Raw genomic sequence first — 14,617 nt, forward strand, 5'->3', positions numbered from 1 at the left:
GCACGGCCGGGCCCGCCCCCGGCACCGCCCGGTTGACGGGCCGGCCGCCGCGGCGCGGGCCACCGCCGTCACAGCGAGGCGAGGGACTCCCGTGCCGCCGCGGCCACCGCCTCCGGCGTGATGCCGAACTCGCGGAAGAGGGTCTTGTAGTCGGCCGAGGCCCCGAAGTGCTCGAGCGACACGGCCCGGCCGTGCGTGCCGAGGTACTTCCACCAGCCCTGCGCGATCCCCGCCTCCACGGACACCCGGGCGCGGACGCCCGCGGGCAGCACCTGCTCGCGGTAGGCGTCGTCCTGCTCGTCGAACCACTCGAGGCAGGGCATCGAGACCACGCGCGCGGGCACGCCGTCGGCCTCGAGCAGGTCGCGCGCGGCCAGCGCCAGCGAGACCTCCGACCCGGTCGCCAGCAGCAGCACCGAGGGCGTCCCGCCGGAGGCCTCGGCCAGCACGTAGCCGCCACGTGCCGCGCCGTCGGCCGGCGCCAGCTCGGTGCGGTCGAGCGTGGGGAGGTTCTGGCGGGTCAGCGCGAGGCCCGTGGTGGTGCGGCGGCGCAGGATCTCGCCCCACACCACCGAGGTCTCGTTCGCGTCGCCGGGCCGCACGACCGAGAGGCCCGGGATCGCCCGCAGCGCCCAGAGGTGCTCCACCGGCTGGTGCGTGGGCCCGTCCTCGCCGAGCCCGATCGAGTCGTGGGTCCACACGTAGGTGACGCCGACACCCATGAGCGACGCGAGGCGCACCGCGCCGCGCATGTAGTCGCTGAACACCAGGAAGGTGCCGCCGAACGGGCGCAGCAGGCCCGACAGCGCCAGGCCGGACAGCGCCGAGCCCATCGCGTGCTCGCGGATGCCGAAGTGCAGCACGCGGCCGTAAGGGGACTGGCTCTTGCCGAACGGCGACGTCGGCGACACCTCGGTGCCCGGCGGCAGGAACGAGGGAGCGCCCTCGATGGTGGTGTTGTTGCTCTCGGCCAGGTCGGCGCTGCCGCCGAGGAACTCCGGCAGGGCCGCCGCGATCGCCTGGATCACCTCGCCGCTGGCCTTGCGGGTGGCGACGTCCTTGCCCGCGGGGAACTCGGGCAGCTGCAGGTCGTCGGGCAGCGCGCCGGAGACGAGCCGGTCGAGCAGGGCCGCGCGCTCCGGCGCGCCGGCGCGCCACGCCTCGTAGCGCTCGTCCCAGGCGGCGCGCCGCGCGGCGCCGCGCTCGCGGACCTGCCGGGCGTGCGCGAGGACGTCGTCTTCGACGACGAACGAGGCGTCCGGGTCGAAGCCGAGGATCTCCTTGACCGCGCGCACCTCGTCGACGCCGAGCGCGCTGCCGTGCGCCTTGAAGGTGTTGCGCAGAGTGGGTGCCGGCCAGCCGATCACCGTGCGCAGCCGGATGAAGGACGGGCGCTCGGTCTCGGCCCGGGCGGCGTCGAGCGCCGCGGCGAGCGCCGGCACGTCGACCGTGCCGTCCTCGCCCATCTCGACGGTCTGGACGTGCCAGCCGTACGCCGCGTAGCGGGCCACGGCGTCCTCGCTGAAGGCGACGGCGGTGTCGTCCTCGATGGAGATGCGGTTGTCGTCCCAGACGACCGTGAGGTTGCCCAGCCGCTGCGTGCCCGCGAGCGAGGACGCCTCGGACGTGACGCCCTCCTCGAGGTCGCCGTCGGAGGCGATGACCCACACGTGGTGGTCGAACGGGCTGGTGCCCGGGGCGGCGTCCGGGTCGAGCAGGCCGCGCTCGTAGCGCTGGCCCATCGCCATGCCGACCGCGGTGGCCAGCCCCTGGCCCAGGGGGCCGGTGGTGGTCTCGACGCCGACGGTGTGGTGCAGCTCGGGGTGGCCGGGGGTGAGCGAGCCCCAGGTGCGGAACGACTCGAGGTCGGCGAGCTCGAGCCCGTAGCCGGACAGGAACAGCTGGATGTAGAGGGTCAGCGACGAGTGCCCGCAGGACAGCACGAACCGGTCGCGGCCCAGCCACCCGGCGTCGGCGGGGTCGTGGCGCAGGTAGCGCTGGAAGAGCAGGTAGGCCGCCGGGGCCAGGCTCATCGCGGTGCCCGGGTGGCCGTTGCCGACCTTCTGCACCGCATCGGCCGCCAGCACCCGGATCGTGTCGACGGCGCGCCGGTCCAGGTCGGTCCACGAGGCGGGGTCGAACGGGGCGGGGGCAGCGGTGTCGACCGCGTCAGACGTCACGGTTCGAGCCTACCGGCGCGACCTGCGCCGGCGACCCGGCCGGTAGACTCCGCCAGGCGGCGCCGTCCGGTGTCGCCGAGGCCGCCGGACCGCCGTCGTGCACCGGCCGCATTCCGGGGAGCGTGGTCCGTGACGGCTGTCGACCCGCGGGCCGCCGACTCCGGGGAGTCGACCCAGGACGGCCTCGTCATCGACATCCGCGACGGCCTCGCGCCGGTGGGGCCGGTGCGCACCCGCTCGCGGCTCGCGGCCTACGTGTCGCTCACCAAGCCCCGGATCATCGAGCTGCTGCTCGTCACCACCGTGCCCACCATGTTCCTCGCGGCCGGTGGGGTGCCCTCGCTGCGGCTGGTCGCCGCCACCCTCGTGGGCGGCTACCTGGCCGCCGGCGGCGCCAACGCCCTCAACATGTACGTCGACCGCGACATCGACGGGCTCATGGCCCGCACCGGGCACCGCCCGCTCGTCACGGGGGAGATCAGCCCCCGCGCCGGGCTGGTGTTCGGGCTGACGCTGTCGGTCGTCTCGGTCGCGTGGTTCGCGCTCACCACCACGTGGCTGGCCAGCGTGCTCACCGCGGCCGCGATCCTGCTCTACGTCGTCGGCTACACGATGCTGCTCAAGCGGCGGACCCCGCAGAACATCGTCTGGGGCGGCGCGGCGGGCTGCATGCAGATCCTCATCGGCTGGGCCGCGGTGACCGGGTCGCTCTCGTGGGCGCCGCTCGTGCTCTTCGGAGTCGTGTTCTTCTGGACCCCGCCGCACTACTGGCCGCTGTCGCTGCGGTTCAAGGACGACTACGCCGCCGCGGGCGTGCCGATGCTGCCGGTGGTCGCTCCGCTGTCACGCGTGGCCCGCGAGATCATCGGCTACTCGTGGGCCATGGTGCTCACGTCGCTGCTGCTGGTGCCGGCGGCGGGCACCGGTCCCGTCTACGCCGTGGCCGCGGTGGCGCTGGGCGGCTGGTTCCTCCTCGAGGCGCACGCCCTGCTGCGCCGGGTGCGCCGCGGCGAGCGCAACGTGCGGGCCATGCGCCTGTTCCACGGCTCGATCTCGTACCTCGCGCTGCTGTTCCTCGCCGTCGCCGTCGACGTGCTCGTGCGGCGCTGAGCGGTGCCGCTCGGCCGGCTGCTACGTCGGCATCCGCCCCACCTGGTGCGGGATCAGGCGGCGGGTGCGTCTGGGAGCTCGAGGCCGCGCGTGCGGGTGGTCAGCAGCAGCCGCACCGCCGCCCACCACACGACTGTCGCGCCCAGCACGTGCACCGCGACCAGCGCCCAGGGCAGGCCGGTGAAGTACTGCGTGTAGCCCACGAACCCCTGGGCCAGCACGAGCACGAGCAGCAGGCTCGCGGCCTCGCGGACCCTCGGCGGCGCGGAGGTGGCGCGCAGCGCCACGAGCAGGCCCGCGAGGAGCCCCAGCGAGAGCACCACGACGTCGGCGTGCAGCCAGCTCACCGTCTGCGGGTCGAGCCCGAGGCGGTGGGTGCGCTCGTCGCCGGCGTGCGGGCCGCTCGCGGTCACCACCATGCCGATCACCAGGACGGCGCCGAACAGCGCGGTGAGCACCATCACCCCGGCCCGCACCTCGCGCCGGACGACCACCGCCACCGGCTGGTCCCCGGGCTCGCCCGCGCGGTGCACGAGCACGGTCGTCAGGGCGATCAGGCCCATGGAGAGCAGCAGGTGGGAGCCGACCGCCAGGGGGTTCAGCCCGGTCAGCACCGTGACGCCGCCCAGGGGGATCTGGGCGAAGGTGCCCAGCAGCGGCACCGCCGCCAGCCAGGTCAGGGCGCGCCGGGCCGGCAGGCCGTCGCGCCGGCGCCGCCAGAGGGCGTCGAGCAGTCCCGCGGCCAGCGCGGCGAGGGCCAGCACGATGAGCACGCCGGTGAGCAGCCGGTTGCCGAACTCGACGTACTTGTGCCAGCTCTCCGGCTGGTTGGCCACGGGCGTGAGCGAGTCGTCGGTGCAGCGCGGCCACGTGGGGCAGCCCAGCCCGGACCCGGTCAGGCGGACGACGGCACCGGTCACGACGATGCCCATCTGGGCGACGAGGTTGGCCACGTAGACGCCGCGCGCCGCGCGCGGGGCCCGGCCGTCCGGGTGGTCGGCCGCGGCCGCGCCGCGCTCGGCGGTCCCGGGCAGCTGCGTCGTCACGGGAGCCAGCGTAGGTGAGGGCCCCGCCGGTCGCCGGGCACCCGCCCGGCCGAGGGTCAGGACGACCAGCGGAACGTGCGCACCGTGGCCCAGGCGGCGGCCGCGCCCCACACGAGCAGCAGCGCCACCGAGCCCCACGGCAGGCCCTGCCCGTGCAGGAGCACCTCGCGCAGGCCCTGGCCCAGTGCCGAGGAGGGGAGCAGGGACACCAGCGGCGAGAGCACGGCCGGGAGCCGGTCGGCCGGCACCACGACCCCACCGAGCGCCAGCAGGAGCAGGTAGATGCCGTTGGCCGCCGCGAGGGTCGCCTCGGCGCGCAGGGTGCCGGCGAGCAGCAGGCCGAGGGCCGAGAAGGCGAACGTGCCGGCGACGAGGAGCACGGCCGCGGACAGCGGGTCGCCCACCGGGGCCCAGCCCAGCGCGAGGCCCACTCCGCACACGAGCACCACCTGCACCACCTCGACCGCGAGCACGCCGAGGGTCTTGGCCACGAGCAGGCCGTCGCGGCCCAGCGGGGTCGACCCGAGGAGGCGCAGGACTCCGTAGCGCCGCTCGAACCCGGTGGCGATCGCCTGGCCGGTGAACGCGGTGGAGATCACCGAGAGCGCGAGGATGCCCGGCACCACGGCGTCCACGGCGGGGGAGTGCCCGACGACGGACTCGGGCAGGTGGGAGAGCGCGACCAGCAGGACGACCGGGATCACCAGCGTGAGCAGCAGCTGCTCGCCGTTGCGCAGCGTCATGCGGATCTCGGCGAGGGTCTGGGTGGCGAGCACGCGCCCGCGCGGGGCCGCCCCGGGTCGCGGGGCGAGGCCGCCGGGGGCCGAGGTGGCGGAGGCGCTCACGGCCGCAGCTCCCGTCCGGTGAGGTCGAGGAAGACGTCCTCGAGGCTGCGCCTCCCGGTGGTCATGCCGGAGGGCTCGACGCCGAGGTCGGACAGCCAGGTGCCCACCGCGGTGAGCACGTCCGGGCCGAGGCTGCCCTCCACGCGGTAGGACCCGGCGGAGGCCTCCAGCGCGCGCGCCCCGGCGGGCAGCCGCCCGCGCAGCCCGTCCAGGGGGAGCCCGGCCCGGGCGCCGAAGGCGAGGACCTCGCCGCCGCCGGTCAGCTCGGCCGGCGTCCCGGTGGCCACGACGCGGCCGTGGTCGACGATCACGACATGGTCGGCGAGCCGCTCGGCCTCGTCCATGAGGTGGGTGGTGAGCACGACGGTGACGCCGTCGCGGCGCAGCTGCTCCACGAGGTCCCAGGCCGCCAGCCGCGTCTGCGGGTCCATCCCGGCGCTCGGCTCGTCGAGGAAGACCAGGTCCGGGCGGCCGACGACGGCGCAGGCCAGGGCCAGGCGCTGCTTCTCCCCGCCCGACATCCGCCGGTAGGTGGCGCGCACCGTCTCGAGGCCGAGCCGGGCGACGAGGTCGTCGACGTCGAGCGGGTCGGCGTAGAAGGCCGCGAGGTGGCGCAGCATCGCCGCCGGACGCGCCGAGGCGTAGATCCCGCCCTCCTGGAGCATGACGCCGACCCGCGGCCGCAGCGCGGCGCCGTCGCGCTGCGGGTCGAGGCCCCACACCCGCACCGTGCCGGAGTCCGGACGCCGGTACCCCTCGCAGATCTCGACGGTGCTCGTCTTGCCGGCCCCGTTGGGGCCGAGCAGGGCCAGGATCGAGCCGGCCGGCACGCTCAGGGAGAGCCCGTCGAGCGCCGTGACCTCGCCGTACGACAGCCGCAGGTCCTCGAGCACGACCGCCGCGGGCGCGGGCTCGGGCGCCGGGATCGTCACGTCCGGAGTGTAGGCAGGCGCCCGCGGGCCGCCCCCGTGGGGGCGGGGCCCCACGGCCCGTCGGACCCCGCGTTCGCGGTGCCGGAGGAATTAGGCAACAATGAGGTTGTGAAATCGACGGTCCGCCTCACCGGGGCTCCTGCGCGCGTGGCGCAGGCCCTGCTCGAGGGCGGCCCGCAGACCGCGGCGGCCCTCGCCGAGCGGCTCGAGCTGTCCACCACCGCGGTGCGGCGCCACCTCGACTCCCTCGTCGAGTCCGGCCACGTGGAGGCGGGGGAGCGGGCGCCGTACGGGCCCGGTGCCGGCCGCTCCGTGGCCCGGGGCCGAGGCCGCCCGGCCCGGGTCTACTCGGTGACCGACGCCGGCCGGGAGTCCTTCGAGTCCGCCTACGACGACATCGCCGTCGGCGCCCTGCGCTTCCTCGGCGAGACCCTCGGCCCGGACGCCGTCGCCGCCTTCGCCGCCCAGCGCGTGCTCGAGCTCGAGCGCCGCTACGGGCCCCGCGTGGCCGGCGTCGCGCCGGACGAGCGGGCGCAGGCCCTGGTCGAGGCGCTCAACACCGACGGCTACGCCGCCTCGCTGTCGCAGGCGAGCACCGGCGGCACCGCCCAGGTCTGCCAGCACCACTGCCCGGTCGCGCACGTGGCGGCCGAGTTCCCCGCGCTCTGCGACGCCGAGACCGAGGCCTTCGGCCGGCTGCTGGGCGCGCACGTGACCCGCCTGGCCACGATCGCCCACGGCGACGGCGTCTGCACGACGCTCGTCTCCCGCGCGCCCAGTGCGGCACCCGCCGCGCCGCGCACCACGACCCGTCCCGACGCACCTCTGGAGGTCCTGTCATGACGACCGAGATCCACGACGAGCTCGAGGGCCTGGGTCGCTACGACTTCGGCTGGGCCGACGCCGACGTCGCGGGCGCCAACGCCCGCCGCGGCCTGTCCGAGGACGTCGTGCGCGACATCAGCGCGAAGAAGAACGAGCCGGACTGGATGCTGCAGACCCGCCTGAAGGCGCTGCGGCTGTTCCAGAAGAAGCCGATGCCCTCGTGGGGCTCGGACCTCAGCGGCATCGACTTCGACAACATCAAGTACTTCGTGCGCTCGACGGAGAAGCAGGCGGCCTCCTGGGACGACCTGCCCGACGACATCCGCAACACCTACGACCGCCTGGGCATCCCCGAGGCCGAGAAGCAGCGTCTCGTGGCCGGCGTGGCCGCCCAGTACGAGTCCGAGGTCGTCTACCACAAGATCCGCGAGGACCTCGAGGAGCAGGGCGTCGTCTTCCTCGACACCGACACCGGCCTGCGCGAGCACGAGGACCTGTTCAAGGAGTACTTCGGGAGCGTCATCCCCAGCGGCGACAACAAGTTCGCGGCGCTCAACACCGCGGTGTGGTCCGGCGGCTCGTTCATCTACGTGCCCCCGGGCGTCCACGTCGAGATCCCGCTGCAGGCCTACTTCCGCATCAACACCGAGAACATGGGTCAGTTCGAGCGGACGCTGATCATCGTCGACGAGGGCGCGTACGTGCACTACGTCGAGGGCTGCACCGCCCCGATCTACTCGAGCGACTCGCTGCACTCGGCCGTCGTCGAGATCATCGTGCGCAAGGGCGCGCGCTGCCGCTACACCACCATCCAGAACTGGTCCAACAACGTCTACAACCTCGTCACCAAGCGCGCGGTCGCGCAGGCCGGGGCCACGATGGAGTGGGTCGACGGCAACATCGGGTCGAAGGTCACGATGAAGTACCCGGCCGTCTGGATGGTGGGGGAGCACGCCCGGGGCGAGACGCTGTCGATCGCGTTCGCCGGCGAGGGCCAGCACCAGGACGCCGGCGCCAAGATGGTGCACGCGGCGCCGCGCACGTCGTCGTCGATCGTGTCGAAGTCGGTGGCCCGCGGCGGCGGACGCACGTCCTACCGCGGCCTCATCCAGATCAACGAGGACGCGCACGGGTCCAAGAGCACGGTGAAGTGCGACGCGCTGCTCGTCGACGACATCAGCCGGTCTGACACGTACCCCTATGTCGACGTCCGCACCGACGACGCGTCGATGGGCCACGAGGCCACGGTCTCGAAGATCAGCGCCGACCAGCTCTTCTACCTGATGTCGCGCGGGCTCACCGAGGACGAGGCGATGGCGATGATCGTGCGCGGCTTCGTCGAGCCGATCGCCCGCGAGCTGCCCATGGAGTACGCCCTCGAGCTCAACCGGCTCATCGAGCTGCAGATGGAAGGAGCGGTGGGCTGAGTGTCCGCGGCCACCACCGAGACCCGCGAGAACGAGGTCTCGCTCACCACCCCCGCACGCGACCACGCGCCGCGGGTGCTCTCGCGCGACCCTGAGGACTTCGCGCGGCCCACGGGTCGCGAGGAGGAGTGGCGGTTCACCCCGCTGCGCCGGTTCGCGGCGCTGCTCGACGGCGCCCCGTCCGACGTCCGGCTGTCGTGGACCTCGCAGACGCCCGTCGGGGTCGTCGTCGACGAGCTCGCCGCGGACGACCCGGCCCTCGCCGGGCTGCCGCTGCCCGTCGACCGGATCTCCGCGCTCGCCGTGGCGCGCGCCGACGGCGCCGTGCGCGTGACCGTCCCCGAGTCCGCCGCCGACGAGCCCGTCGTGCTGCGCCTGCGCGGCGACGACGCCGCCTCGGTCGCCTGGAGCCACGTCGTGCTCGACGTGCGCCCGTTCGCCCGTGCCACCGTCGTCGTCGAGCACAGCGGCTCGGCCCAGTACGCCGAGCACCTCAGCGTGCTCGTGGGCGACGGGGCCAGCCTGCGCCTGCTGCACGTGCAGGACTGGGCCGACGACGCCGTGCACGCCGCCCACGTCGCGGTCCGCGTCGGGCGCGACGCGACGTTCCGCTCCTTCCAGGCCTCCCTGGGCGGCTCGGCCGTGCGGGTCCTGGAGACGGTGGAGTACGCCGGCACCGGCGGCGACGCCGAGCTGCTCGGCGTCTTCCTCAGCCGCGCCGGCCAGCACATCGAGCACCGGATGCTGGTCGACCACGCCGTGCCCCACTGCCGCAGCAACGTGCTCTACAAGGGCGCGCTGTCCGGCGACCCGGACGCCGGGGAGGACGGCGTCGCCCGCAGCGTGTGGATCGGTGACGTGCTCATCCGCGCCGCGGCCGTCGGCACCGACACCTACGAGCTCAACCGGAACCTGCTGCTCACCACCGCGAGCCGCGCCGACAGCGTGCCCAACCTCGAGATCGAGACCGGCGAGATCGTGGGCGCCGGCCACGCGAGCGCCACGGGCCGCTTCGACGACGAGCAGATGTTCTACCTCCAGGCGCGCGGCATCCCGGCCGACGTCGCGACCCGGCTGGTCGTCCGCGGCTTCTTCGCCGACGTCGTCAACCGGCTCGGCCTGCCGGAGTGGCAGCGCGACCTGACCACCCGCATCGAGCAGCGGCTCGGCTTCGGCGAGACCGCCGGCGACGACGAGGAGGAGTCCGAGTGAGCCTGGTCGAGGTCTGCAAGCTCGTCGACGTCCCGAGCCCCGGCGCGCTAGGCGTCGTGGCGCAGGGCGTGCCCGTGGCCGTCGTGCGCGACGGCGAGGGCGGCGTGCACGCGCTGCGCGACGTCTGCTCGCACGCCGACGTGGCCCTCTCCGAGGGCGAGGTCGATGGCTGCACGCTGGAGTGCTGGCTGCACGGGTCGCGCTTCGACGTCCGCACCGGCCAGCCCTCCGGACCCCCCGCCTCCACCCCCGTCCCCGTCTACCTGGTGAGCGTCGAGGGCGAGGGCGACGACGCCGTCGTCCTCGTCGACGTCACCGTCGACGCATCCGCCCGCTGAAGGAGCACCGACCCCATGGCCACTCTCGAGATCCGCGACCTGCACGTCTCCGTCGAGACCGACGGCGGCGCGCGCGAGATCCTGCGCGGCGTCGACCTCACCGTCCGATCGGGTGAGACCCACGCGATCATGGGCCCCAACGGCTCGGGCAAGTCCACGCTCGCCTACTCGATCGCCGGGCACCCCAAGTACACCGTCACCAGCGGCACGGTCACCCTCGACGGCGAGGACGTCCTCACGATGAGCGTCGACCAGCGCGCGCGGGCGGGCCTCTTCCTGGCGATGCAGTACCCGGTCGAGGTGCCCGGCGTCTCGGTGTCGAACTTCCTGCGCACCTCGGTCACCGCGGTCCGCGGCGAGGCGCCCAAGCTGCGCACCTGGCTGGGCGAGATGAAGTCCGCGATGCAGGCGCTCTCGATCGACCCGAGCTTCGCCGAGCGCAGCGTGAACGAGGGGTTCTCCGGCGGCGAGAAGAAGCGCCACGAGATCCTCCAGATGGAGCTGCTCAAGCCCAAGATCGCGATCCTGGACGAGACCGACTCCGGCCTCGACGTCGACGCGCTCAAGGTGGTGTCGGAGGGTGTGAACCGCGTCGCGTCCGAGGGCACGGTGGGCACGCTGCTCATCACGCACTACACGCGCATCCTGCGCTACATCAAGCCCACCTTCGTGCACGTGTTCGTCGACGGACGGATCGTCGCCGAGGGCGGCCCGGAGCTCGCCGACGAGCTCGAGGCCAACGGCTACGACTCCTACGTGAAGGCGGCGGCATCGGCATGACCGCAGTGCACGCCCCGCTCACGGGGCTGCTCGACGTCGACCGGGTGAAGGCCGACTTCCCGATCCTGTCGCGCACCGTGCGCGGCGGGAACCGGCTGGTCTACCTCGACTCCGGCGCGACGTCGCAGAAGCCGCTCGCGGTGCTCGACGCCGAGCGCGAGTTCTACACGCGGCACAACGCCGCGGTGCACCGCGGCGCGCACCTGCTGGCGGAGGAGGCCACCGACGCCTACGAGTCCGCGCGCGAGCGGATCGCCGCGCTCGTCGGAGCGGAGGCGCGCGAGCTGGTCTTCACCAAGAACGCCACCGAGGCGCTCAACCTCGTCGCGTACGCCTACAGCAACGCCACCGCGAAGGCCCAGCACGGCGCCGCGCTGCCCGACGGGGCGGAGCGGTTCGTGCTCGCACCGGGCGACGAGGTCGTCGTCACCGAGATGGAGCACCACGCCAACCTGGTCCCGTGGCAGGAGGTCTGCGACAAGACCGGGGCCACCCTGCGCTGGATCGGCGTGGACGACGAGGGCCGGCTCGACCTCGACCACCCCGAGCACGGCCTCGCCGCGGTGCTCTCCGAGCGCACCCGTGTGGTGGCGCTCACGCACCAGAGCAACGTGCTCGGCACCGTCACCCCGGTGCGCCGGGTGGCCGACGCCGCGCACGCGGTCGGGGCCCTCGTCGTGCTCGACGCGTGCCAGTCCGTGCCGCACATGCCGCTGGACGTCCGCGAGCTCGGCGTCGACGTGCTGGCCTTCAGCGGGCACAAGATGCTCGGACCCTCGGGCATCGGCGTCCTGTGGGGCCGCTACGACGTCCTCGAGGCCATGCCGCCCTTCCTCACCGGCGGGTCGATGATCGAGGTGGTGCGCATGGAGGCCTCCACCTTCGCGCCGCCCCCGCAGCGCTTCGAGGCGGGCGTGCCCATGGCCGCGCAGGCGGTCGGCCTCGGTGCGGCCGTCGACTACCTCGGCGGCCTCGCGTCCGCCGACGGCTCGCTCACCGGGATGGCCGCGGTGGCCGCCCACGAGCACGCGCTCACGGCGTACGCGCTGCAGGCCCTCGCCGAGGTGCCCGGCGTCACGGTCGTCGGCCCCCGCGACGCCGAGGCGCGCGGGTCCGCGGTGTCGTTCGTCGTCGACGGGATCCACGCCCACGACGTGGGCCAGGTGCTCGACGACCGCGGGGTCGAGGTGCGGGTGGGCCACCACTGCGCCTGGCCGCTGCACCGGCGCTTCGGCGTCGCCGCCACCACACGAGCGACGTTCTACGTCTACAACGGCCCGGCCGACGTGGACGACCTCGTGGCCGCCGTCCGCCATGCGCAGAGCTTCTTCAGGGTGGCCTGATGGACCTCGAGAAGCTGTACCAGGAGATCATCCTGGACCACTACAAGCACCCCCGCGGGCGAGGGCTTCGCGAGCCGTTCGGCGCCGAGGTCCACCACGTGAACCCCACCTGCGGCGACGAGCTGACGGTGCGCGTGCAGCTCGACGGCGACACCGTCACGGACGTCTCGTACGACGGTCAGGGCTGCTCGATCTCCCAGGCGTCGGCGAGCGTCCTGCACGAGCAGCTCGTCGGGCGGTCCGTGTCCGACGACCTCGAGACGGCCGATGCGTTCCTCGCGCTGATGCAGGGGCGCGGCCAGGTCGAGCCCGACGAGGAGGTCCTCGGGGACGCGGTCGCGTTCGCCGGGGTGGCGAAGTACCCGGCACGCGTGAAGTGCGCGCTGCTGGCATGGATGGCGTGGAAGGACGCGGTCGCCCAGGCCGCGCCCGGCCAGACACCGGAGGTAACCCCGTGACCGAGACCAGTGCCCCCATCGCCGGCGGCGGCGGAGTGACGCCGACGGACGACGTGCTCGAGGCGCTCAAGGACGTCGTCGACCCCGAGCTGGGGATCAACGTCGTCGACCTCGGCCTCGTCTACGGCGTGGCGGTCGACGACGCCAACACCGCGACGATCGACCTCACGCTCACCTCCGCGGCCTGCCCGCTCACCGACGTCATCGAGGACCAGACGCGCGCCGCCCTCGACGGCGTCGTGGCCGACTACCGCATCAACTGGGTCTGGATGCCCCCGTGGGGCCCGGACAAGATCACCGACGACGGCCGCGAGATGCTGCGCGCCCTCGGCTTCAACCTGTAGCCGGCCGCCCGACCGTTCCACTCCCAGCTACTTCATCGCGCGTAGCGAGGACCTAGCCTGGGTGCATGCCATCGAGTGCGGACGCCATGGGGCTATTGCGTGCTGCGATCGCCGAGGTAGCCGACGACCGGCGCGCTCAGCGGAAGCTGGCGCGCGCTGCGACGTCCCGCGCCCACTGTGAGATGGAGTGGGTTTACGAGATCTTCGGTACCGAGGCTTTGGAGAGTTCGGGAGCGCATCGCGAGGCGAGCCTCGGCGGTCGGGCACGGGCGGATCTCCAGCTCGGCGAGACGTCCGTCGAGTTCAAGTCGGCCCAGGCGCACTTCGCGATCCCGGAGGCGTTTGACGGCACGGCTCCCTTGCGGGATAGAGCAGACGAGTGGCTGGGCAAGGACCTGCGACGCATGTCCGCGTGCGGTGGCTTGTTCGTCCTCGTGGTATCCACCGTCCAACCACCGGCTACCAGTCGCTACGCCGATAGCGACCTTGACGAACTGCGAGAGGCGGCACTCGCCCGGTACACCACCTGGCTCGGCACGCGGGTCTCCGAGACGGGTGCGCTGCCGTTGGTCGTCCGACTCTTTGGAGGGGCAGGCTCGTACGCCGGGCAAAGTGCAGTCCATGACCTTCTCGTCGTCCGCTGGGACGGCAGCTGACGAGAACCCGACTCGCTGGGCATCCCGACGCCTTAGGACTGAGCCACCACTCAAAGAGAGGTGCACCCGCGGTCGGGTCCTCGGCACTCGGCTTGGGCCACGAACTTTCGACGCACGCCAGTCCGGTCGCCAACGTCTCGGCGCGAACCGCGTCGCTGCCCAATCGCGTCGCTCGGCCGTCCGCGGGCGCGAGTGACCCTTGCTCTCGCGGAATGCGTCTGATCGGCCGTCGTGCGCTCAGGGTTGTCGCCGCACGCGAGCCGCCGGGGGCGCGGATCGGATCATCGGGTCCGCGACCGGGTGCCGAACTGCCCCGTCGACGAGGACATCGCTGTCCACATCCTGTGGACAGTCGAATCGGCCAAATCCCTTGGAAATACTGGGGATTGGGGTTGTGTCTGTCGGTGGTCTTCGGTAGCATTCCTACATTCGTTCGAACCCCAGCCGGACCGCGAGGGAGGTGCCCGATGACCGTCCTCGACGACCCGGACACCACCGGCCCCGCAGGTTCGCACTGGGAGATCTACCTCGAGATGGGCAAGGCAGCCGTCGGCCCGCTGGATTGGCTCACCGGCCAGCCGAGCGTGCTGGCCCACGTCCTCAAGCGGCCGGTGCAGGCCACCGACGCGCTGCTGCTGAACAGGATCGACGTCGAGGCGATCAGCGAGCCGGCGGAGCTGATCGACTTCATCGCGGTCACCGCGCGGCTCGAGGCGCGGCTGGCCGCGATGCGACTCGCGGCCGAGGCGACATTCGCGGCCAAGGCGTGCCCGGACTCGACGAGCGCGCACGCGTCGTTCGCGGACGCGGCGGCCGAGCAGGAGGTCGCGTATGCCACCCACAACAGCATGTACGGCGCGTCGAAGGAGATCGACCGTGCCCGCGCGCTGAAGGAGCTCTTCCCGGGGTTCGGGGCGGCGCTGGCTGCGGGTGAGATCACCGAGCGGCACTGCGCCGTGCTCGTGGACCAGACCCGGCACATCACGGACCCCGAGGTGCTCGCGACGATCGAGACCCAGGCGCTGGAGAAGGCCCGGACCCTCACACCGTCCGAGCTGCGCAGGCACCTCGACAAGCTCATCGCCCGCCACGACCCCGACGCGACCGTCCGCGCCCACAAG

General features: G+C 73.3%; 15 protein-coding genes. 11 read left to right on the forward strand and 4 right to left on the reverse strand.

Translation table 11 applies throughout. From position 1 onward, the window contains the following. Window positions 1–68: 68 nt before the first annotated feature. The gene (locus GC157_07045; protein MBI1377221.1) at window positions 69–2,180 is read right to left on the reverse strand and encodes a transketolase; all 2,112 of its coding nucleotides are present in this window, start codon (window positions 2,178–2,180) and stop codon (window positions 69–71) included. A 189-nt stretch (window positions 2,181–2,369) separates the two neighbouring features. Here GC157_07045 and GC157_07050 point away from each other — a divergent pair, with 189 nt between their 5' ends. Beyond that, on the forward strand, window positions 2,370–3,290 hold the full coding sequence (locus tag GC157_07050) for a protoheme IX farnesyltransferase (protein MBI1377222.1): 921 nt from the start codon (window positions 2,370–2,372) through the stop codon (window positions 3,288–3,290). Window positions 3,291–3,343: 53 nt separating this feature from the next. Here GC157_07050 and GC157_07055 read toward each other — a convergent pair whose 3' ends face one another. The 3 genes from GC157_07055 to GC157_07065 all read right to left on the reverse strand — a co-directional run bounded on the left by GC157_07055 (window position 3,344) and on the right by GC157_07065 (window position 6,074). Next, complete coding sequence (locus tag GC157_07055) at window positions 3,344–4,396, reverse strand: heme A synthase (protein MBI1377223.1); 1,053 nt, start codon at window positions 4,394–4,396, stop codon at window positions 3,344–3,346. Beyond that, window positions 4,393–5,079 (reverse strand): ABC transporter permease subunit, encoded by a 687-nt coding sequence (locus tag GC157_07060; GenBank protein ID MBI1377224.1) that lies wholly within the window; start codon window positions 5,077–5,079, stop codon window positions 4,393–4,395. Before GC157_07060 ends, GC157_07055 begins: the two co-directional genes overlap by 4 nt. Before the next feature lie 98 nt (window positions 5,080–5,177). Then, window positions 5,178–6,074, reverse strand: a complete 897-nt coding sequence (locus GC157_07065; GenBank protein ID MBI1377225.1) for an ATP-binding cassette domain-containing protein — start codon at window positions 6,072–6,074, stop codon at window positions 5,178–5,180. Window positions 6,075–6,191: 117 nt separating this feature from the next. Between GC157_07065 and GC157_07070 the strand changes: the two genes are divergently transcribed. The 10 genes from GC157_07070 to GC157_07115 form a co-directional block, all read left to right on the forward strand. Next, window positions 6,192–6,956, forward strand: coding sequence for a MarR family transcriptional regulator (locus tag GC157_07070; GenBank protein ID MBI1377226.1), 765 nt, complete (start codon window positions 6,192–6,194; stop codon window positions 6,954–6,956). Continuing rightward, window positions 6,953–8,365 (forward strand): Fe-S cluster assembly protein SufB, encoded by a 1,413-nt coding sequence (gene sufB / locus GC157_07075; protein ID MBI1377227.1) that lies wholly within the window; start codon window positions 6,953–6,955, stop codon window positions 8,363–8,365. Before GC157_07070 ends, sufB begins: the two co-directional genes overlap by 4 nt. Beyond that, entirely contained in the window at window positions 8,366–9,577 is a 1,212-nt protein-coding gene (gene sufD / locus GC157_07080; GenBank protein ID MBI1377228.1) for a Fe-S cluster assembly protein SufD, read from the forward strand. It begins immediately after the preceding gene. Continuing rightward, window positions 9,574–9,915, forward strand: coding sequence for a Rieske 2Fe-2S domain-containing protein (locus GC157_07085; GenBank protein ID MBI1377229.1), 342 nt, complete (start codon window positions 9,574–9,576; stop codon window positions 9,913–9,915). The genes sufD and GC157_07085 overlap by 4 nt, the downstream gene beginning before the upstream one ends. Before the next feature lie 15 nt (window positions 9,916–9,930). Next, a complete protein-coding gene (gene sufC, locus GC157_07090) occupies window positions 9,931–10,695 on the forward strand; it encodes a Fe-S cluster assembly ATPase SufC (GenBank protein MBI1377230.1) in 765 nt (254 codons plus the stop codon). After that, on the forward strand, window positions 10,692–12,038 hold the full coding sequence (gene sufS, locus GC157_07095; protein MBI1377231.1) for a SufS family cysteine desulfurase: 1,347 nt from the start codon (window positions 10,692–10,694) through the stop codon (window positions 12,036–12,038). The genes sufC and sufS overlap by 4 nt, the downstream gene beginning before the upstream one ends. Continuing rightward, a complete protein-coding gene (locus GC157_07100; protein MBI1377232.1) occupies window positions 12,038–12,496 on the forward strand; it encodes an SUF system NifU family Fe-S cluster assembly protein in 459 nt (152 codons plus the stop codon). The genes sufS and GC157_07100 overlap by 1 nt, the downstream gene beginning before the upstream one ends. Next, complete coding sequence (locus tag GC157_07105; protein MBI1377233.1) at window positions 12,430–12,840, forward strand: DUF59 domain-containing protein; 411 nt, start codon at window positions 12,430–12,432, stop codon at window positions 12,838–12,840. The genes GC157_07100 and GC157_07105 overlap by 67 nt, the downstream gene beginning before the upstream one ends. 65 nt (window positions 12,841–12,905) lie before the next feature. Further along, window positions 12,906–13,496, forward strand: coding sequence for a hypothetical protein (locus GC157_07110; protein MBI1377234.1), 591 nt, complete (start codon window positions 12,906–12,908; stop codon window positions 13,494–13,496). A 212-nt stretch (window positions 13,497–13,708) separates the two neighbouring features. Continuing rightward, window positions 13,709–14,617 (forward strand): DUF222 domain-containing protein (locus tag GC157_07115; protein ID MBI1377235.1); only part of this gene is annotated, 909 nt, incomplete at its 3' end.

It is taken from the genome of Frankiales bacterium, assembly GCA_016125335.1.
Taxonomy (GTDB): Bacteria; Actinomycetota; Actinomycetes; order S36-B12; family CAIYMF01; genus Longivirga.